The 20,283-nt window shown below is 41.9% G+C and carries 23 protein-coding genes; 2 read left to right on the top strand and 21 right to left on the bottom strand.

Going from position 1 to position 20,283, the window contains the following annotated elements; translation table 11 throughout:
• Position 1: 1 nt before the first annotated feature.
• The 13 genes from J4E06_RS09335 to J4E06_RS09275 all read right to left on the bottom strand — a co-directional run bounded on the left by J4E06_RS09335 (position 2) and on the right by J4E06_RS09275 (position 9,951).
• Positions 2-541, bottom strand: a complete 540-nt coding sequence (locus J4E06_RS09335; protein ID WP_067037733.1) for a conjugal transfer protein TraO — start codon at positions 539-541, stop codon at positions 2-4.
• A 2-nt stretch (positions 542-543) separates the two neighbouring features.
• On the bottom strand, positions 544-1,506 hold the full coding sequence (locus J4E06_RS09330) for a DUF4138 domain-containing protein (protein ID WP_067037734.1): 963 nt from the start codon (positions 1,504-1,506) through the stop codon (positions 544-546).
• A 4-nt stretch (positions 1,507-1,510) separates the two neighbouring features.
• On the bottom strand, positions 1,511-2,506 hold the full coding sequence (traM, locus tag J4E06_RS09325) for a conjugative transposon protein TraM (RefSeq protein ID WP_318308181.1): 996 nt from the start codon (positions 2,504-2,506) through the stop codon (positions 1,511-1,513).
• 19 nt (positions 2,507-2,525) lie between these two features.
• Positions 2,526-3,143 (bottom strand): hypothetical protein, encoded by a 618-nt coding sequence (locus tag J4E06_RS09320; RefSeq protein ID WP_067037738.1) that lies wholly within the window; start codon positions 3,141-3,143, stop codon positions 2,526-2,528.
• 46 nt (positions 3,144-3,189) lie between these two features.
• Positions 3,190-4,101 carry a TraJ family protein gene (locus J4E06_RS09315; RefSeq protein WP_116183704.1) on the bottom strand — a complete coding sequence of 304 codons (912 nt, stop codon included), beginning with the start codon at positions 4,099-4,101 and terminating at the stop codon, positions 3,190-3,192.
• Between the two features lie 9 nt (positions 4,102-4,110).
• Positions 4,111-4,728: a hypothetical protein gene (locus tag J4E06_RS09310; protein WP_116183703.1), complete on the bottom strand. Its 618-nt coding sequence runs from the start codon at positions 4,726-4,728 to the stop codon at positions 4,111-4,113.
• 10 nt (positions 4,729-4,738) lie between these two features.
• Positions 4,739-7,273: a TraG family conjugative transposon ATPase gene (locus J4E06_RS09305; RefSeq protein WP_116183702.1), complete on the bottom strand. Its 2,535-nt coding sequence runs from the start codon at positions 7,271-7,273 to the stop codon at positions 4,739-4,741.
• Positions 7,258-7,581: a DUF4133 domain-containing protein gene (locus J4E06_RS09300; protein ID WP_116183701.1), complete on the bottom strand. Its 324-nt coding sequence runs from the start codon at positions 7,579-7,581 to the stop codon at positions 7,258-7,260. Before J4E06_RS09300 ends, J4E06_RS09305 begins: the two co-directional genes overlap by 16 nt.
• Positions 7,582-7,594: 13 nt before the next feature.
• Positions 7,595-7,954: a hypothetical protein gene (locus tag J4E06_RS09295; protein WP_166247889.1), complete on the bottom strand. Its 360-nt coding sequence runs from the start codon at positions 7,952-7,954 to the stop codon at positions 7,595-7,597.
• Positions 7,887-8,237, bottom strand: a complete 351-nt coding sequence (locus J4E06_RS09290; protein ID WP_147296617.1) for a hypothetical protein — start codon at positions 8,235-8,237, stop codon at positions 7,887-7,889. Before J4E06_RS09290 ends, J4E06_RS09295 begins: the two co-directional genes overlap by 68 nt.
• Positions 8,238-8,243: 6 nt before the next feature.
• Positions 8,244-8,708: a hypothetical protein gene (locus J4E06_RS09285; RefSeq protein ID WP_067030415.1), complete on the bottom strand. Its 465-nt coding sequence runs from the start codon at positions 8,706-8,708 to the stop codon at positions 8,244-8,246.
• A 9-nt stretch (positions 8,709-8,717) separates the two neighbouring features.
• Positions 8,718-9,398: a ParA family protein gene (locus J4E06_RS09280; RefSeq protein WP_067030418.1), complete on the bottom strand. Its 681-nt coding sequence runs from the start codon at positions 9,396-9,398 to the stop codon at positions 8,718-8,720.
• Between the two features lie 346 nt (positions 9,399-9,744).
• Positions 9,745-9,951 (bottom strand): hypothetical protein, encoded by a 207-nt coding sequence (locus J4E06_RS09275; RefSeq protein WP_116183698.1) that lies wholly within the window; start codon positions 9,949-9,951, stop codon positions 9,745-9,747.
• A 260-nt stretch (positions 9,952-10,211) separates the two neighbouring features.
• Here J4E06_RS09275 and J4E06_RS09270 point away from each other — a divergent pair, with 260 nt between their 5' ends.
• Together J4E06_RS09270 and J4E06_RS09265 are read left to right on the top strand one after the other, a co-directional pair.
• Positions 10,212-10,598: a plasmid mobilization relaxosome protein MobC gene (locus J4E06_RS09270; protein WP_116183697.1), complete on the top strand. Its 387-nt coding sequence runs from the start codon at positions 10,212-10,214 to the stop codon at positions 10,596-10,598.
• Positions 10,599-12,896 carry a relaxase/mobilization nuclease domain-containing protein gene (locus J4E06_RS09265; RefSeq protein ID WP_067030351.1) on the top strand — a complete coding sequence of 766 codons (2,298 nt, stop codon included), beginning with the start codon at positions 10,599-10,601 and terminating at the stop codon, positions 12,894-12,896.
• Between the two features lie 43 nt (positions 12,897-12,939).
• On the opposite strand, the gene J4E06_RS09260 is transcribed toward J4E06_RS09265, so the two are convergent.
• From J4E06_RS09260 to J4E06_RS09225, 8 genes are all read right to left on the bottom strand, one after another.
• On the bottom strand, positions 12,940-13,227 hold the full coding sequence (locus J4E06_RS09260) for a hypothetical protein (protein WP_067030354.1): 288 nt from the start codon (positions 13,225-13,227) through the stop codon (positions 12,940-12,942).
• Between the two features lie 181 nt (positions 13,228-13,408).
• Positions 13,409-13,816, bottom strand: a complete 408-nt coding sequence (locus J4E06_RS09255; protein ID WP_141673212.1) for a hypothetical protein — start codon at positions 13,814-13,816, stop codon at positions 13,409-13,411.
• Positions 13,817-13,917: 101 nt separating this feature from the next.
• Complete coding sequence (locus J4E06_RS09250; protein ID WP_067030360.1) at positions 13,918-14,415, bottom strand: ORF6N domain-containing protein; 498 nt, start codon at positions 14,413-14,415, stop codon at positions 13,918-13,920.
• A 42-nt stretch (positions 14,416-14,457) separates the two neighbouring features.
• Positions 14,458-14,856 carry a helix-turn-helix domain-containing protein gene (locus tag J4E06_RS09245; protein WP_067030363.1) on the bottom strand — a complete coding sequence of 133 codons (399 nt, stop codon included), beginning with the start codon at positions 14,854-14,856 and terminating at the stop codon, positions 14,458-14,460.
• An 85-nt stretch (positions 14,857-14,941) separates the two neighbouring features.
• Positions 14,942-17,473: a type IV secretory system conjugative DNA transfer family protein gene (locus J4E06_RS09240; protein ID WP_166247890.1), complete on the bottom strand. Its 2,532-nt coding sequence runs from the start codon at positions 17,471-17,473 to the stop codon at positions 14,942-14,944.
• A 35-nt stretch (positions 17,474-17,508) separates the two neighbouring features.
• Complete coding sequence (locus J4E06_RS09235; RefSeq protein ID WP_067030369.1) at positions 17,509-17,766, bottom strand: hypothetical protein; 258 nt, start codon at positions 17,764-17,766, stop codon at positions 17,509-17,511.
• The gene (locus tag J4E06_RS09230) at positions 17,763-19,319 is read right to left on the bottom strand and encodes a hypothetical protein (RefSeq protein WP_067030373.1); all 1,557 of its coding nucleotides are present in this window, start codon (positions 19,317-19,319) and stop codon (positions 17,763-17,765) included. Before J4E06_RS09230 ends, J4E06_RS09235 begins: the two co-directional genes overlap by 4 nt.
• Positions 19,320-19,394: 75 nt before the next feature.
• Positions 19,395-20,216, bottom strand: coding sequence for a hypothetical protein (locus J4E06_RS09225; RefSeq protein WP_166247891.1), 822 nt, complete (start codon positions 20,214-20,216; stop codon positions 19,395-19,397).
• Positions 20,217-20,283: the final 67 nt, after the last annotated feature.

Here is a 20,283-nt window from a genome sequence, read left to right as displayed (position 1 = left end):
TTTAAAACAGAAAATAACGAAGGCCGATACCTGCATAGGGATAGAAATTGCCCACATCGCTATTTACATGATAATACTCGTTGGCCTTGACCAAGAGGGAAAAATCATTGCTCAGGGTAAGCTCGCCCTCAAGCCCTACATAGGCTCCGTAGATAAACTGGCTCTTGGCATCGATGACCGCACCCGTTTCCAAGAGGCTATTGCCATTGTTGATGACCTCGTAACCGATAATGGCACCACCCCCGATATTGAGCGCATAACGTTTAAAGTTTCTTTGTTCCAGAATTTTAAAGAAATAGCCAGGTTGTACCGTGAATATGTTGTAGGGAATCGTGAACGTACCTCGGTCTTCCGCTATGGCGGCGAATACGCTCAACTGGGCATACCGATTTCGATTCAAGTGGTAATTATAGGTTGCCATAATGCCAAAACCGTCTTCGGCATATCCGCTGCTGACCCCGATTGATGAAGCATAATTGCCTTCCTGGGAATGAATTGAACTGCAAGCTATTATTGCGGTTATGAATAATAAATTTTTCATGTTCAAAAGTGTATTGGGTTGTTGATTATTTCATGCCCGATTTTCAGGGACAGGTTTCGGTTGCCCGATTCTTCGTCCAATTCCACGACCACCTCTTTTTTTTCGTCCAATGCGAATTTTTTAAAGACCACCACGAAATGGTTCTCGCTCTTTCCGGCCACCGTTTTGGGCTGTTTGTAGGTAAAAAGGGGCTTTAGTTCCATTCGCTGGTTGCTGCTACTGTTCCTGTAATTTGTGGCGATTTGGTGCTTGATGAAATTGATGTCCAGATCAAGCCCTTCCTTATTCTCGATCCGAAACTGAAAATAGAGTTCGTCCTCGTTGTAATAGACCCCCTTGAGCCAAAGAAAAACATTATCCAACCGTGCAAAATAGCGACTGATTCTGGCCCTGTCAAACTGCATATAATAGCACCGAAGACGATAGTATTCCATTGGATCTTTTTCGTAAAGCTCTTTGGTTGCCCTGTCTATGGAATTGTCGGAAGTTTTTGCAGGTTTAGCCGTTGATATGGCTACCGCCTCATTCTCTTTGTTTTCTGATGTAGTACCCTCAGAAGCGTTATTGTTATTTTGCACATTTCTTGTTGTTCCATCAATATTGGTAATGGCCATTTCGGGCTTGATGTACCAAGTGAACTGTTTTGGTCGCTCGGTCAGTTCAAGAATGAAATCATAGACTTGGCCCGATTCTGTAATTACGGTATGGTTCGTAAAGTTTTTTTCCTCCGTGGCAAGTTCATCGTAATATAGCTTTAAGATCCTTCCATGAAATTTACTTCCCTCAGCTTTTGGCAGGTCTGCTATAAACCCAAAATCGTTCCCGATAATACTTTCAGAAATATTTTCAGGAAATATCAAAATGGTCTTGTAGTTTCTAGCCACTTCCAAAGTGTCGCTATAACGCTGTGCGGCACATGCCGAAGCGAAAATAAATGTTGATATGAGTAGTATTTTCTTAGCCATTCATTTAGGTTTTGGGCACCAAAAAAACACGGTCTCCATTGACCAATAAGATTTTATCCTGTTGTTTGTATTTTTTCTTCTGGAAAAAGTTGCCGAAGGAGCGGACAAGGTTTCGACCGAGTGGTGTTTCAGAAACTTCTCCTGCCGCTTCGGAAAGTTCATTGACTCCTTGTTGTCGGATCTCTGCGTTAAATTCATTCAGCAGTTCACCTGCCCTTTCGTTGTGTAATCCGACCATTCCATCTTCTTGGTCGATAGCCGTTAGCGGTATCTTTACGTTGTCGATATTGGTTACTTCCAACAGAACCCGAGATCCTTGCAAGTTCGATTTGGCATACACAAAGGTGTTCTTGGGGAATCGCTTGTTATTATAGTGCACATCTTCCCTTAAAATAAGCACTACACGATTACCGGGCAGTATGAACTGATCGCGATATATTGACGCATCAAATTTTATTGATTCCACGGTAACTGTAGATGGTGATTCCATATAAGGTGCGGAATAGTCCTGACTTCGCGAGAGACGTTCGTCACGAGCTTCCATCAGTAACTTCCTGTATTCCAGTTTTTCTTTGGCTACGCTCTTTTTTGTAACATATTCGGGGGTTGTAGTGTTTTGGTCGAGGGTGTTTTCATCATCGATATCTTGCGAAGCCGTTTCGTCCAATGAAAAATTGTTCAGTTCTTCCAAGAGGCGTTCCAGTGAATCGTTTTCTTTTTTTGAGTGGAGAATGCTTTTGAAAAGTCCATTATTCTTCTGGGCGTCCAAAGAATCTTGTTGAGCATTTTTATAGATATCGTTTGGTTCCTCGACCTTAAGTTCCTTCTTTTGGTCCGGCAGGAAATTGTTGTAACCATCCTTATCCAAATCGTTTTTCCCATGGTTCCGCACAGAACTTATACTGGTCGTGATAAAAAATACCGTAAGCAACACGATTATGGGTGCAGAAATAGCGAACAGCTTATGCTGCCGTATCCAATGGTTAAACTTTTCAATCATACTGTTCATAGGTTGGTGGTTACAGATCCGTATTGTTCAAAACATCGAACCTGAGGATCTTTAAACCGTTCAAATTGTTCGGTGTCGATTTGGTCTCCTCGATAAACCCCGTTGTGATCAAGGTTCGATATTCCGCATTCCCATCTTTTAAGATTCGTTGTTTTCCGACAAACCGAAATGGAAAGGGATAGCGTGAGTAATCCACTAAAATCGAATCCTTTTCCACTTCGATGGAATAGCCACTTTTGGCTATATCCTCATAATAACTTTGATCGATCAACCTATTGTACAATCGCTGTACCGAATGATCGCCCATATAAAGCGCCCTGCCTTCAATATTTCTTTTGATATGGCGCAAATCAGGTTCCAAGGCAAAGAAGAGTTCATGGAAATTTGCAATATGGCCTTCGCATAAAATATCTACCGCCCGCTTGTAGTCCTTGATTCTGACTACGGCCAATTTCTGGCCTTTATCGAGCAGATAGAAACTGTTCCTGGCACTCTCGTTCGTTCTGTAGGTATAGTAGATATTGAGGATGGTCGAGACGAACGTAAGAATTAAAGATACATATAGTACCTTGTTGCTATTGCTACGAATCCTACTTAAATCGTTGAAAATCCTGTATTTACCGTCCATCTGTTCTTCTGTGTTCGTTTAAATTCTTCTTTGATCGTTGAAAGGATTATTGTATCAAAGTTCTTACGCCTTTTGTAGCTCCGCCCGTCTTTGCATCGACCGCTGTCTGTGCGGCTTTTTTGGCATAATGTTTTGTCCTGTCTTTTAGTTGGCTTGCGCTTACGTTCATGCCCTGCACAATAAAGTTGGACAAGACCGGTGCCTTGAGGTATACGAATACGTTCATTAACATCAATAGGGCACTTGTCAGCACCAGGCCCAAATTGGCTTCTCCGTCGTATAGCAAAGTTTGTATAAGATTATCGAGAATCTTGAGCATAAAATTGTCGATCAGATATAGCATGGGTATCCATAGGCATACGCTCATAAACTTCTGTAGCCAAGCTTTCCACATCCCCGAAAAGACAGGAATGAATGACAGCCCGATATTCAACGGGCCAAATATGATCAGGACGAAAAGGTAGATTACCGACATGGCTTTGATGCCGACAAATACAACGGCCGATATGAACGAGGCAATCGACGTGGCCGTAGAGGTAACAAATCCCAAGGCGATGGATGCAAGTCCTTCCGAATCCAAAGCCAATAAGCTCCATGTGCCGTCCTCGGACTCAAGGGCCTCCATCTGTGCTATAAAAATCTTCGTTTGAAGTACGTCCCACGAAATATCGTTGGCTTTAAAAGTTGTTCCGACCGTTTGATAAAACTCGTATATGGTCAGGATAACCACTTCGTAGTTCAAAAGCAATATGGCCAAAGGCACCCATTTGAGGTAAGCAAGAATGTTCGCTCTTTTTTCTTCGTTCAGAAACACGCCCAGTGCGATAAGCCCGATACCGATATAGGCGAATTGTTGCCCGATACCTATAATGGGATCGACCACCTCAAAAGCGTCAATAATATATTGGTCAAAAAGCTCGTTGACCGTTTCCCGAATTCCTTTGTCCGTAATCTGCATGGTTTCTTTTTATTCTTTGTTCATATTTATCAGTGTGCTTCTGGACTTTCTGAAGGCATTGGTCCGTGAAAGTTTGTTGTTATAGACTATCAGGTTATCGAGAATACTTTCCAGTTCACTGTTGATTCCGTTCACTTTCTTTAGGCGTTCCTCGGGTAGGATTATCGCCTTGGTCTTCAGGATATCGTTGCATTGTTTAAAAAGGTTTTTGGTTTCAAGGATAGCGTTCGCGGCAAAGCCAAAAAACTCCTGCCTTTCTTTTCGATTCAAGTGTTCCAATTGTTGTACGGTCTGTTTGGAAGTGCGATACGCCTCCAAAATCTTGGTTTTTAAGTCGATGGTCCTGCTAACGTCCGTCGATTTGGTCACATAGGCCGGTGCCTGTTTCTTGGCCTCCAGCTCTTCTTTAAGGATCTTTCTCGATTTTAAGGTTTCATTGTTGTTTTTCTCCATCAGGTTAATAAGGCGGGAAAGATTTTTGTTGACGGCCTTTAGCTGTATGTTGATATTCATCAGTTGACTGTTTACCATTCCAACGCTGGCGTTGGTCGCGGCATCGGTAACCGGAATTTGGGAAATGATCGCCAATGGAAAAAGCAAACCCATTAATACAAATGTTCTTTTCATAGTCTTAGTTTTATGGAGCATTTTCAAAGGCGTAGGCCTTTGCGGTCAACTCCCAATTTTTATGATTCTTTTTATACAGTTCCAAAATTTTACCGCTCTCGGTCGGATTGGTTTCGTAAATGCATTTCTCTTCCAAAGAGGTTTCCAAGCCGTAGACCTTTACCTTGTCCATCCAACAGAACGCGGCCTCACGGAACTTTCTGTCCTTCGGTAAATCCTTATTGATGGAAAGAATAAGCTGTTTTTGTTTCTCGTTTAAACCCATAACGGTCTGTATCTTATCGAAGGATTGGGCAAAGTCCCGCATGTCCAGGAAGACCTTGATGTGCGAGTTGACCACAATGGCATTTTTGATGATTTCGGAGGAGATAAAGTCACTTACTTTTTGGGAAATAAAAATAGGCTGGCCTCCCAGTTTTCGCGCCATTCTTGATTGGCTGTTGAAATAGTGTACCAGTTCGGGCCTTACCAAGGCCTTCCATGCCTCGTCTACGGCCAATATTTTATTTATGGACAGTTTGGCGAGGTCATGCATCTTCTTGTTAAAGATCTCCATTATCATCAGCGCAGTGATGGGAAACAGCAGCTCGTTATCGATCAGTTTGCCCAATTTGAAGTACACCACTTTTTCATCGCTTAGTCTGGTAATCCTATCGTCCTGTTTGTTCAAGAGTTCGCCTCTCGGCCCGCCTGTGTAATACTTTTCCAGCAGGAAGAGGAACACATTGGCATCGAATTTTTCCTTCGGAATTTCTTTGGTTCCAATAAATGCTATTATATGATTCCTGCAATACTCATAGAAAGTGTCAAACCTGAAATTTGTATTACCGCTTTGCCACATTAACTCGTAATAACCCGTAACCAAAAGTTCGATAACGGTATTTGCGACTTCCAAACCTGTGACATCCTTACTGTTACCCGTAATCAATTTGAGAAGCGTTACAAGGTGCAGCAGTTTGCTTTCGGCCAAAGTCTTGCTCCGAGTGCGGTTCTCGACAACATCGTGATTGTCCAGAAGAAAAGGATTGAAGGTAAATGGCCGGTCATCATCATGCTGCAGGATTATGCCACCAAATACCTCGGTAAGTTTATCGTAGGAATTGCCGTCCTCGATGATAACGGCCTCCCCGCCTTGCCTCAGTTCGGAAGCGATGTAATGGTTGACATAATAGGATTTGCCGCCGCCCGACCCGGAGGCGACCAACATCCCCCGATTGAATATCCAACCTTTTTCTTCAGGTATTCGATACAAGCTGGCAGTAAGCGGCCGGCCGGAGATTCTATCCACCGTACGCAGCCCATCAACGGCTTTCGACGAATCTTTATAGCCGCCTTCAAAATAGAGTAGGGAGGAGGCCATATCGCTCGGCATGGGTAGGTATAGCTCGAACGGGATGCCAATAGCATTACCAGGGACACCGGCAAAAAACAGATTCTTCCTATCTATACTGTTCCTCTTTGCATTGATCTTCAATTTTTTAAAGGCGGAAGAAATGGAGTTTTCCATTTGCCCTTGCCTGCTCCGGTCGTCCTCGAACCCGAATACATTGAGATGGTAAAAGACCGTTTCCTTGTGGTTTTCAAGGATATCTTTGGTATAGTCGAATATTTGATCCGCGTATATCGCGTTACTGTCATCTTTCTTTCCGGTACTGAAGCGCTGGAAGCTTTTCGCTTTTTTCCGTAGGCTGGAAAGTGCTTTTTCCTGATCCGGTATGTGGATATATTGATTGATGATATGTTCATGGGGCACCTTGAAACCCAAAGAAAACAGATTGCCGATAGGGAAACGATTATGACGGGTAGTGAACTTTCCATATAGCTCATGGGTGCCTACATGCTCTTTGGTGAACTGATCCAAATTTTCCAGCGTGAAAAATTGCCCCTTCTTACTGCCAATATTTATGGAGTTGTTGGCGAAATCCACATCGGTTAGATTGGCGTTTTCTTCACAAATGCCAAAATATTTGGGGTATAGCCCATCCGGGGAAAACAAATCGTCATAATCCAATAGTTCGGACTTTATCAGACCGCTCGAATTAATCAAATTGTCGACATTCTCCACTTGATTTTCGAACTCCTTCAATATTCCGCTATCGATGAATTCTTCGGGAACGGTATGCGACAAATAGAATTCCCGCCTTTTGCCCAAGAACGAGTTCGCCCGTTTGGAACCATAGGTAATGTAATTTTTGGGAACAACGCTGATATATAGATAATGGCTGCCGACCAAATAAGGGCGGTCCTCAAAATGTTTTTCGTTGGCGCGTTCCAACATATCGCCTCGTAGCCTTTGGGAATTCGGAGTATAATTTTCCTGAAGAAAGAAATCCTGCCGGTGTAGGAGCCTATTCGGGCCCAAGACATTGATGATGTTGGAAAACAGCTCTTGAAGCATTCCATATTCCAGAGCATCCAATGTATATACTTCGGGTAATTCAAGTTTTAGGGGAACGGTCAAACAACCCTTCTCTTTGGATATCAATGCCCTTCTCTCATAACCGTAAATAGGGAACGCGTCCCAAAGTGCTACTTGTTTTTCCATAGCAATAGGTTTTCGTATGTATTGGATATTTTTATGGAATCGGGTTTGGCGGCATCTGCCATTTTTTTGACAAACCCATTGGCGCCGTAGGTTCGTGAGTAGAACAGAAGGACGAGGAATATGATGGCGATTGCGATGACGATCGCTAACATGGCCAATACCATCGGAATAAAAGTGGATAGGACCAGTCCCAGTATAATCGCTGCCAGGCCAAGATAAAGGCAGTACATAATGTACTTTGCCTTGAGGCCTCGATATAGGACATCCTTTTGCAGCCCTTTCCTGATCGGGATAAAATTATTCTCCATGACGTAAGGAAATTTAGATGTTGGCAATTTCCTCGCCAATGGCGATCATGGCAAAAAAGATGGCTATCCCAATAATGGCCTTTCCAAGTTTATCCGCAAGATCCGTCTGTTGGTTACGGATATAGATATAGGCCAAGGCCATAATACCAAGTGCCGTGCCCGCTATAATCTTGATAATATCTATGATTTCACGGGAAAGGCTTTTGGAGTCGTTCTTGAAATCTTGCGCCTCTTGCAGGAGTTGGTCAAACTGGCCGTAGAAACATATGGGAATGCAGACCAGAAGTAGGAATAGGATAATGGGATCAGGTTTCGGAATCCGGCCCATTGTTCTCGGCCGTATCCTCATTGCGGATAACTTTGAGTTTTTCATGCTTTTTGCGAGTTAAGGAATTTGCATCATCTTCCAATGAACCCTCTTTAAAAGCTTCCAGAAGTTCCGAGGTGTTTTCCACTTCGGTCATCTGGTCGAGTACAGCTTCCAAATCAGTTTGTTCATTATCTGACTTATATGCAAATATATTATTTAAATGCAAAAAAGCAATATTTTTTGAATCTTTTTTCTTTGACGTTTTTTTCTTCTTGAACAGCACCCACAGAACATACCCGTAATAGATTAGGGCCAAACCTATCAATATGTACCAGTAGCTGCTCAAAGTTTTCTATTTTTGTTCTATTATGTTTATCAGTTTTCTATACTTTTTATCTATAAAATCTTCCAAAACCTTTCTTATCAAGTCATTGCGATGGGTTTTTATGTCCAATTTATAGGATGCCCCCTGTGCCAATTTTTCATATTTTCCCATGCAGTCCTTACTTAAGGAAAGCACGAAGGATTCCTTTCTATCGCGAAAGTTTTCCGTGCGTAGGAACAATTTAAATTGTCGAACCGGGTACTCGTCGGTCATTGAAGAATTTTTGGATGTCATCCCTTTATGATTCTCAATGACTGCGGTTTCTTTCGTATTCCTAACGGTTTTAGGCTCAAAATGTTGTTTGGACCCACTCGGCGTTTCCTCAATCGAACGCTCACTTTTCAAGGTCTTCAGCACATTCACGGTTTCTTTGTTCTGTTCCGCCATTTTTTGGATCAGACCTAGTGTATTTACTTTTTTTCCTCTTTTCATAGTATTGCGCTATTTTGTTAGTTGGCTTACTTCCTCAAAGAAATGTTTGATATCTTTTTCGCCCCTTTCTTTATGCTCAGGTATGGGGTACAGTGTATTCCGATATCTTTCCTTGTAGATGGTCTTGTCCTTGACTACACTGGTCATCATGGGAATACCCGCCTCTTTAAATTGCTGGCGCAGCACCGCAAACTTGTTTCTTTTGACCAGCTTGTACTTGTTGAAAAAAAGATGGATGCTCTTTAATACACGCTCTTCATTATCAAGGAAATTATTTTTCAACGTGAAATAAAAGTGTGAAGTGCTGTCTATTTCCAGTTCGTCATGGTCAAAGGGCACAAAAACATGTTCCACATACATTAGCCCTTTGACCATCTCTACATTCAAACTGCCAGGAAGGTCGAGAATTATATAATCCACTTGGCCATAGTACTTCAGGATGGCATCCTGTAGATTCTGAACGGTTACTGGTTCAATAGGATAAAGTTCCAAACCTGCCCTTTCTTCGGCATCCAACATTTCCATTTCCCGATTCCGTTTTTTGTAGATGGAGTATTGAGGATTATCGGCATCCAAAAGCACAATTTTTTGCTGCTTTGCATAGAAAAGATTTGAAGCTAGAATAATGTTCAATGTCGTTTTTCCGATACCACCTTTTTCGCCTACCACACTAATAATCTTTGTATCCATAATCCGTTATTTAGTTCTTTCAATAATTAGTTAAATGATGAAATAATCAAGGCATTGTTTAATGACCTAAATCCCTAATTAATTATATAATTATTGAGAAATATATAATTATAATTTGTTAATAACTAGATGTTTATGAAAAATAATTTGGGCTAAAACCATATGAGGCCAAATGAATCTAAATGGATCCACAACGTGGTTTCATTTGGCTTAAGGACGAATCTATTTTTATGATATTTCGATGATTTTCTTGAAATGTATAAAGGTCCAATAATGCAAATAGGACCGATTTTTTAAATAATGATCTTGAAAAAATAGGATGGCTGTATCTAGAGCATTTTTGGGTTCAAACACAGTATGACCGATGGGTAAAATCAAAAGAATGTGTAGCCCTTGTTCCTGTGGAAGCCAAGAAATGCCTATCGGCCTCCTTGGCATCCTCGGAACCGCTCAAAAGCCCATGGGACAAAAAAGTCCCATGCACTTTTTTTGCCCAGGCACGGTATTTAAGTTTGCTGTATCGTTTATTATCATTTGAGATGGTGCATATCATAAAATGAATCCGTTATGGGGGCAATAGGTTGTCTTGACAACCCTACTTAAGATGGTAAAAACAATCGTTCGCTGTTATCCAAGATGTTATAATGTCCATAATTAATTTGATGGTACATTTATACCTTAAATATCCCATTTACTTTCGGTAATAATTTCGTATATTGAAATTCAGAGAATTTCGCAAGTTATGTTTTAAGTATCTTAAAACTACTACTTCTAACGAAGTGAAAAATGCGGTTATACCGTTAAACCAGAGAAATGGCACGTAAAACAGGCAGAAAACCTTTAGGCAATAAAAAGCGGATACATGGCATAGTGCTCCGCTTTAATGATTCGGAACTGCAAATGGTCAAGGAGACCATGGGAACCTACAACCTCGATTTTACCAAAAGGGGAGTAGTGGCCCCTTTTTTAAGGCGGCTGATACTTGATAAACAACAGGCCGAGGACACCAAAAAACTGCCCGGACCTTCGGCAAACCTCATTTATCAAATCAATAGGATCGGCACCAATATAAACCAGCTTACAGCAACTGCACATGCCAAAAATTTGAGAAGCCCATCCGCAAAGTTGGATGCTGAAATCGAAAAAACGAATACCTTATTGATGCAAATTTTGGAACTGTTAAGTGAAAAATTACCATAAATGATCGGTCGTATTCTATATCGCGAGACCGTACATGGGGTATTGAACTATGTTTTTGGAAAGAACGGAAGTACCATTTTGGGCTTTCAGAACACGATATCGGAATTTGGCACCACCCCTAAATTTTTCGCGAATACATTACATTTTCAGGGCCAACGCCATGATTCGGCCAGTCGATATGCCCATATTACCCTCAACCTGCCCCATGGGGAGCATCTTGACGACAAAACGTTCTATAAGGTTGCCAAGGATTATATGGATGAAATGGGATACGGGGAACAGCCCTACGTCGTGGTACGCCATAGCGATACCATCCATGAGCATGTACACCTTGTATCTACCACCGTGAACGAATCCGGTACGCTCATCAATTTGCGCAACGATTACCATAGAAATGTAGCCACCCAAAGGTTTTTGGAGAAAAAATACGGTCTCTCTCCTTCGCCGGGCACAAAGGTTCAAAGGGACCTTCCGAAGTACCGTTTGCCCGAACTACAGCTTTCTGTCGATGAAAATAACGGGACTAAATTCTATATGCAGGATGTAATCAACGGCCTGTTGCAGAAATATAAAGTTCGGGGTTTTGAAGAGCTGGCGCGATTGGCAAAACCTTACCATATCGTCGTAAGGACGATGACCCATGCCAGCGGAAGGGTAGGGGTGGCCTACGGCATCGACAACCAAAAACAATACAATACCCAGTTCATAAACGGCTATGTCGTCCATCCTGAACTGAGTGGGCCAAAACTAAGGACCATCTTTGAAAAATACAGCAAATCAAAGCTTTTACCCATGCACAAAAAACGTTTGGAAAAGCAACTGCTGACCACATTTAAACTCTTCAATAATATTAAGACCGAGGATTTGCCCGATGTCCTGAAATCTTATCAGAACATCGATTGTCAGCTACTATATGGAAGGAATAGGCAATTGGCGGACTTTATTATATATGATAAGTCGGGATATACTTTTAAGGCATCCGAGATAAGCCTGCAACACGATTGGCCCAATAATTCCCGATTGAGTGGAGACCAGTCCTCCGAGACCCACATTGATATTGGGAGTAATCAGTTTAGCCTTGAAATCAAAAAACTGATAAAGAACGCTTTCTACAAATCGTATCTGGGCACAAATAAAAGCAAGGAGCTATTGTCGGAATTTGTTGTAAACAGAAATCTTAAGGACTTGCTGCCACTTATAGCACGTACTGAGCACTATTCTTTTTTGAACCACTATCTAGGTGCAAATAACGGAAAAATGTTGCCCAAGACCCTTAAAAATAGGTTTGATGACATTCGAGCCGAATTCGCGAAGACCGAATCGAAAAGGGAAATCAAAAAACTGGAAATAAGGACGGGGTTGATTAAAAAGGTGCTGGAAAAATCGGTTTTTGACATAACCAACGATACGAACATCGCATTTTATCTACTACGGGGGTTAGGTCTAAAATATCATCACGGCAACGTTACCTTTTTGAATTCTGGCACACATTCCATTCCCCTTACATTGCAAGGAATAATTCCCTCCAATTCCGATGAAGCCTATATTTCCACCGGGTCCATCAACCAAAATGAAAAGGTGTTGGAAATGCTAACAGCGGACGATAGCACAAAAGCCATGGATTTAAATCCAACATCATTTTTCCTGCCGATATTGATGCCGGAATTATATGGGAGCATGACCAAAACGTTTCGAACGGGTTACGAGAAAAAGAGTTTAAAGGCCTTTCATAAGGCAATGGAAGGATTCAATATCCTATTTGAAAAATCCCCAACCGATTATATAAGGCTTTTCAATGCCAGAGGTTTCTTTTTTGAAGCACGGGGAGATAAAATCCATGTAGCATCCATCTATTCCAAATATCCGGTCAGTGTTCCATTACGTAAAAACACTAATGAATATCTCAGTTCCCTGAAAAATTTGGATGATGTACTGAAAGAACAACGCACGGCCATGGATAGTATAAAAAAGCAGGGACGAGGGCAGCTTAAAAACCTATGGGTCTCTTATTTAATGGAAAAGCAGTGGTACGGAAAGGTTGCCTACATAATGGTCTATGAAGGTATTCAACCCAATTTACATCCTGAAACGATGGAGTACCATATGGAAAACGGCTTACGGGAAAAATTGATCGAGATGTCAAACCGAAAAGTTAGTGCCGAACAGGCCTCATTGCTACGAAAAAGTGTTTATGCATTCAGTTCACTTCTAGGTGGCGATTATAAAGAAGAAGACGTCTTTAACGGGTTTAAGGACGAGTTTACTGACTACTCGAAATATAAATCTTTATTTATCTAGGAAAAGACACCTTATCGGGATTTGGTTTTGGCGAAACACTTTTTCAGACAACAGGCTGGTACCTATAAGTACCACCATCCACCAAAGCTACGACCCGCGACGTGGTCGACTCGGTAATCTGCGAAACACTGTCGGCATAGAATAGTCTTACGATAACTTTTGGGTTGTTGAAATAGGGTGGTTCCCCTCTCAAGGGCTGCCCTTCGTCAATTCCGGCTATGAACATGACCTGGCCTATGGATTGCCATGATTTCGCCTTGATGAAGAACCCATATTTCAATTCAGCTTCGTAGTATTGTTCGTAAATATTTAAAAGACCATCAGAATTCATACCCTGCTTATTTTAAGCTCCTTGTATCACGGAGAATTTTATTAATAAAGTGTTTCAAAAAACATGGCTAGTGTCGTTAATTTAGAAGTTGAAGCCAATGTCATGATTTTGGGGACGCAATAAAAATTGATTATTTGCGCCTCTTATTTTCAACTAAATATCCCAAATTCTTTAATTATCCCTAAGAGCTTGACTTTTCGAAAAGCCAGTTGGAGTTAACCAAAACTCCATCACTCCATGCCGAGATTTTTATATTTTTTATCGAGGATTTTCTAGTCCGTTTTAATCTCACATCATAGACATTTGCTCTTTCGTCGTTTAGTTCTCGTATTGAGTGCCATATCTTTTGGACTACGAGTTTTTCTCCCAGCTCTATTTTTGATCTAGGGTCCTTTGAAATTACTGTTAGAATATCCCCAGGTCTTGCATTGAACCATAGTCTGGCCTGTTTCAAATTTTCCTCAACTTTGGCTTTTTCCTTACTTTTACGCCAATTTGGGTAAAGAAGTCCTGAACTTGATAAGGATTTATATTCCGAATTGGTCAATCCATTTCTACACCAATCGGCGAACTCAAGTAATTCTTCCATGGTAAACTTTTTTGCGGGACGCTTCATTTTATTGGTTTGAAATATAAAGTCATTGAAATATTGAATTGGTACACGAGTTTAAATTTCCCATCGTAACCTGGTTACTTATATCCAATACGTTTTCTGGGCCCGGTCTCTTTGACGATAAGCTTTTTGATCGCGTCAAAGACCACTTTGAACTGCTGGTCGTATTTCCGTTCCATAGCCAGTATTTGTTTCTCCAGCTCCTTGTTCGATTGAAAAAGCTTTCTGAGTTGGACAAAGGTTCTCATTATAGCGATATTGACATCAAGTGCCTTTTGGCTTCTAAGTACACTGGAAAGCATAGCCACCCCTTGTTCGGTAAAGGCCATGGGAACGGCCCCACCTAAAATACTTCTGTTGGGTATCACATTCTGTGATACCAGTTCATCTATCTCAGGGACGCTGAGCTCGAACATGAAATCCTCCGGAAACCTGTCGAGGTTCCGTTTGACCTGCTGTTTTAACGATCTTGTTTCCACTTCGTATAATCTTGCCAAATAAAAATCCAAGATTACCTTGTGCCCCCTTAAATAATGGATTGTTTCGGCAATGGTTTCTGATACGATCTTTGTCATATTTGGTCGGTTTTGGGGTATCACAAATTGTGATACCCCTCTTTAAATTTTCTTCTTGAAGGTCATTAAGGCATCCACTATAGAGGACTCCAATTCCTTATATTCCTCCTGTACATCCGTTTGGTACACCACGTTCTCGCCGATATTGTGCTTTTCGATAAACTCGTTATCGTACGAAAAGATCCACATCATATTATAGCCCAACGTATAATAATATAGTGCCAGCTTTATAGTGGTAAGGGAAATGGTTCCCCTTTCGACGTTCGCGATGGTCATGGGATTCATATCAAAACGCTCCGCAAGTTTTTTCATTGAGAATTGACTCGTAATTTGATTGTCGGTGTCCTTCTTGACCAGTTCTTCGCGTATCATACGCAAACGCTCCCCGATGTAAGCAAAGTCCTTCTTTGACCCTTTCATGATTTTTTCTATATCTTCCATACTATTTAGTTTACTAGTTTATATGACACTTCAGCTATCGGCATTCTTGATTGGTGAATTTGAGGCTATGCTAAGTTGCTATTCATTATTCTTCTTTGGTTTCGACCGGAAAACTCGAATATAAAGCCTCCAGATCCTCTTGTTCGGCAGCGGCGAACAAATTCACTTCCTGGCTTGCCGACACCTTTTCGAATGTCGGGATTTGATGGACCTTTAAGAACGCATCTGCCAATTCCCTGCTCGGCTTCTTACGATATTCTTTCATGAAATGCGCTGCGATGGCCTCTTCCTTCTCTAGGGATTCCCCGATCTGATCACCCATTTTATTTTTATCGAAAACGGTGGATTCGAGTTGCTTTCCCGTGCTTATCAAATATTCCTCCTGAACTAAAGTATCGATATCCTTAATGACTTTCAAAAAATTGATATCCAACACATTATCGATTTCCTTGTCAATGTACATCCGGTCCACTAACTTAAAAATGAAAGCCTTTAGATCTTCTTTTGAAGTTTTCCTTCTTGAAAGCTCTTCCAAACGGGGCAGGTGGTCAAAAAGTTTCAGTTCACGTACCAATGCTATGAACTGCATACGTTTTATGGTATTGGAATAGTGCTTATGGGCAAACTCCTTTAGATATACATTGTAAAAATCAATATAGTCCAATTGCTGGAAATCGATTGCATGGACATTATCGAAAAAATCAAGGGTCCCAATAAGTCGTAGCTTTCCTTCGACCAACTCTTTATGGTTCTTGCATTTAAAATGGGTATGTACGGGAATATCGTATCTACCTTGAATTTTCTTCGAGGCCATATTAGGTCTTATCTGGCCGAAACATAGTTTTTGTTCAATGGGATTTTCAAAGGTGTCGGCAACGATTCCCCCAAAATGACCTGTGGACATGCTCGTAATCTTACTCTTCGGCAGCAGTTCGGAGAGAATGGTACTATAATTGACCGTAGTGTCGTTATTGGAAACCGTTTTGCTCTTTTTTTCCTGATGTATCCTACCGAATATTTCACTTATCCGTCTTGCGGTTTCTCCTTTGGCGGCCCCACTGAAAACGTTCGAGCAATTGTCGAATATAACCTCCGCAAGTTCTCTACCGTAATCCGCGATCAGTTGCGTGACGCTCTGGATGCCCAATATGGTAGCGATATAGTGCGACCTTCCGGTATCGATTATCTTTCGAAGCCCCATAATAAAGACAGTCGGGACTTCATCGAAAATCAATCCTAACGGTCTTCCCCCGGGTTTATTGACTACTTGCAAGGTCTTATTGATGTAGAGGCCGATAGGGGCCGCGTAGACTTCCGAACGGTCAGGATTGTTTTGGATACACACGATTTTAGGTTTTTTGGGATTGTTGATATCCAGGCGAAAATCGTTACCGGTCATGATATAGTAGATTTCCTTGTTGGCCAACATCGATAGTGAAATTTGTGCGCTCGCGGTCTGCCCTGCCAATTGCTGGCCCGCTTGTCTTTCCATGGCATCCTTAAATGGAATCATCAAGGTGCGTACCTCCAGGTCCTGCATCATGATTTCCAACAGGTACTCGATGTTGACCATGGATAAGGTAATGGCGTGGGGAAGCGTACATATGTTCTTGCCCAATTCCTCGGATTTCTTCTTCAAGTACCAAATCAGTCCCGAAACGAAACTTATGGCGCTCTTCGCGAAGAAATCGCTGCGCTTTATCCAATCCTTGTTCAGGTTTTTCATGATAACGGTGGCCGCATCCGCAGCATCGGACTGGTTCTTCATCAAATACGGATCGATGGGATTGCAACGGTTCGACTTTTCGATGTTATCAAAACTTATGACGTAGAATTCCGGAATTTTTACGGTTCGGGGGACCTTGTCATTTTCGGGCCGTTCCCTTTTTCTTCTGAGGTAGTTGTAGGCGATTTTGCTCAGGGTGTCGAATTTAAAATCATAGAGCAGCATGGTAAAATCCTTTTCTATCATTTGCTCGATAATTTCCTCGATCAAGGCAAAGGACTTTCCGCTACCTGGCGTACCGATAATCAACAAAGCGCGAAAAAGGTTGACAAAATTTATCCAGCCCTTTCTTAATCTCCCTTTATACCTATATTCATAAGGTATGTTTACCGAATGTTCGGTGTCCACACGTTTTTCCGTTTGCCGAAACATCTCGTTCCGGTCATTGAAAGGGTCGTCATCGACCATGTTGCCGAAATTCATCGTTTGGAAAATATGAACCGTACCGGACACGGTAAATAGGAACCCTAAAAAATAGAGACCTGCGGACAACCACAACATACCGATATGGTTCGTTTTAAAATATGCAGATATTAAAAGAAGCATACAGCCCATACCAAAATACGAAAGGCCACCGGAGAGCGATTTGCCTTCCTGTTTTTTAGGGTTGTATAACAAGACCGCACCAAAAATGCACATCACCAACAATCCCCTGCTTTTCAGGGGGCTTTGTAAGGGTCCAAATCGCATCAAGAACCGATAAACTATTTCGGAAAGATTGGAATCCAACTGCCGGTCCTGCAGGATGGGATAGTAGCCCGTAAAACCTATTACCGTAAATACCAGCACGGATAGTAGCATTGCCGAAAAAGCCAGATTCTTGTCCTTCATGTTGAAAACTTCAGGGTTGGAATGAAATTGAAGGACTAATTGAACATACGTTCCTTCCATTGCTCTACCACTATGTTGGACGCAAGGACGAAAGATACTTCATTCGACTTTATGTAGTCTATGGTCTTATCCATCAATAGACCGGCCTGATCGTTGATGAATTGGGCATAGGTATCCGCTTTTTGCAGACGGTGCTTTAGTTCGATATCGTTCTCTTCGACGAGTTCGTCCAAGAGGGCGACATAATATTGGTTGTCCTGTAGTTCTTCCGATAGTGGTTCCATGATATTCATGCGATATGGTTTTGTAAGTTATCGTTTTTCTTTGTTCTTTCATCCTCCCTTTCCCTGGAAAGAAAAGCGGTGTTCTTAAAATGGGAGACAATGGCCAAATAGGGGATGGCATACGTATAGGTCAACCCGAAATCACATTCGACGCCATTTGGCTTTATGGACTTGATGGTTCCTTTGTTCGTTGCGCCCTCTGGACCCTTGGGCGATTTCAATTCGATTTGATCGCCAATCCCCAATTCCTTGGGTACGACTTTTTCCATTTTTATAAATTTTGTTTTTTTCGAAACCATGAGGTCGTCGTTCCAGTCCTTTCCGTTTGATTTATGGATGTTGGCGGTAAAAGGGAGATACAGGCCGTTAATGGCGTCGAGTAAGGTCTTGAATACATTTTGTTGCCGTATGATATGGGTAGTATTGATTACTTCCTGTAAAGAGAATTCCAAAAGCAATTTATCGGAGAACCCCACACATCGAACCAAACCAAAAACATGGTTATCCCTACGGAGGTCAGAGGTCAATTTTTCCTCCAAGAGATTTTTGTGGGATGCAATCCGATTTCGCACTTTTTCAGTATAATGGATGCTCAAACTGACATTGCCATTTTTGAACGAGGCTTCCGCATAGAGGTCCGTATTGTTTTGATTGATCAGGGCCGTAAAGATCTTTAGGTCATACTCATGGCCAGATATGTCATTGTCCATGATGGATTTGAGTTCGAGGCCTTTATTTTGTAGCATTGGCGTAATCAATTGCATGAAGAATTGTAGTTTTTCCCTGTGCACGTTCCCACCGAAGGAAACGTAGAAATCATCCTTTTTGCCATGAAGTTCTTGGTAGGAAAGAAGGTCTATACCGCTTTCCCCGAAAATAATTCTGGTCGGCCTTGCCATGATTTTGGAATGAAAAAGAAAATGATCTTTTTGATTCAATACAAGACGGAACTTTTTTACTTTATTGTCGGCCCTTCTGCGGTAGGGCTTGTTATAGAGGATATAGTTTTTTGGGTCGCCCGCCAAATCATATTTGGGAAAGGCGATGTTGGCGATTCTACCGCCGTTGTCCCTAATGTGATAGGCATTGAAAATGCGGCCCCTAAAGAGCGGACTGTTTATGGTAGCTTTGCAGATTCCCCGATGGATCCGTAAATAGTTTGAATTCCGTAACGGGACTATATTGTATTTTTCTTCCAACGATTTTAAGAAAGCATTCGATTTTGTGATTTTGATAACGGTGTTCCCTAGATCGTAGGTTCGATTGGTTATTTCCAAACCGCTTTCTATGGCTTTGTAGAAATTGGCACTACGTTGCAAAAGGTATTTAAAGAACAGGCCCTTGTCGCAGGAATCGTTCCGGTTGAAGTAGGTCATGGGTTTGCGCATCGTCTGCAGTACAATGCGGTCCTCGTCATTTTGAAACTCCATAGACCCGGCACTTTGTTGTACCAACTTGTATCCGTTCTGATGTAGGTACATCGGAAAATTAGCCTCTTCATTGATCTGGGCAATCAAATTTTTATAGTGTTGCGGGTTATCCCCGTAGTTTGGACTTTGCATGGAAAGGTTTTAAAATGGCCGACACACCAAGCATGTCGGCCATTACATTGAGTTGGTAATTATTGGATTACATACTTATGGCGTTGCTAGGCTGTTTCTTTTTTTTTCGCCGCTTACCGTTATCGCATCCTTGGTTTCCATATCCTTGACCTTTGCTTTTTCCAAAGATTTAGTAATAAAGCGCTCGGCTCTCGGGCTGTAGCTGACCATATAGGTCAAGGGCCCCTTCTTGGTTGCCTTGATCGTTATTTTCGTCTCCTTGCCCTGATTTAAGGAATCCGCCTGTTCTTGGGTCAATTGTTGCCCATAGAGATAGGTGCTGGACGACAAAGCCGATTTTGTACGGATGTCGTTCAGTTTTGGCTCGTAATAGGCCAGTTTCGTGAACGATTCTCCATTGGAGGAACGGCCCTCAAAGGAAACGAACCGGCCCTCATTGACCATTTTGTCAAACTCGGCCTGTGTAAACTGGTGGTTGTATGCCTTGGCCTGGGCCAAGGTTACCTCCTCCTTGCGCTTGATTTGAACATCCAATCGGGAACCAGAAGTGGGGCTGTATACCATTTGCACCATTTTAACGCTTTCCTTGATGACACCATCTTTTGGATACGCGGATTTATGGAGGTATTCTTCCCCTCTTACGATGGCATCCTGCACATTCTCGGGGAGCTTGGCAAAACTGATATACGCACCTTCAAGCCGTTCTTTGGCCTCGCCCAACGCAAATCGCTGCGCAGGAGACTTTTGCATTTCGAGATATTCGCTCTGCTTATCGATTTCAAAGGTCAGATTGTCGGCCGTCTTCACTTTGTACGTTGTGTCGTTGACGGCGACCGCATCGCCTTTCTGCCATGCCTGATTGAGTTTTACGAACACTTTTTCTACTTGTTTTTCCATTTTTGAGTGATTTTTAATTGTTAAGGAATTTTTAATTAAGTACTTTTGAGTAACGAGCATTTCAGGA

Source organism: Allomuricauda sp. NFXS6, assembly GCF_040148835.1.
Classification (GTDB): domain Bacteria; phylum Bacteroidota; class Bacteroidia; order Flavobacteriales; family Flavobacteriaceae; genus Flagellimonas.
This window is presented reverse-complemented; position numbering and strand designations above follow the sequence as displayed.